Raw genomic sequence first — 255 nt, forward strand, 5'->3', positions numbered from 1 at the left:
AGACGACGTTGGTACATCCGTGACCATCCCGTTAGTCGTCGCCGCCTGCATAACTGTGTGTCCGCAAAGTGCATAACCGCCGCGAAACTCCGTCGTAAGTTGATGCGGTCCCTGGTAGGTCGCCGAATTCATTCGTCCGTCCCGATCCATCACAACCCGCAGCGTCCATTCAATGTCTGTCAGCCGCCCCCACTTGGACTTCAGCATAGGGGCAGGCGTCCCCTCATCCTCATGGCTATAAATCACCTGGTACTC

The 255-nt window shown here is 56.9% G+C and carries 1 pseudogene; it reads right to left on the bottom strand.

Annotation, left to right across the window (positions count from 1 at the left end):
- Positions 1-207 (bottom strand): annotated as a pseudogene (locus LRL21_RS45335) (valine--tRNA ligase); the annotation flags it as partial.
- Positions 208-255: the final 48 nt, after the last annotated feature.

The organism is Paenibacillus periandrae, assembly GCF_022458865.1.
GTDB classification, from domain to species: Bacteria; Bacillota; Bacilli; order Paenibacillales; family NBRC-103111; genus Paenibacillus_S; species Paenibacillus_S periandrae.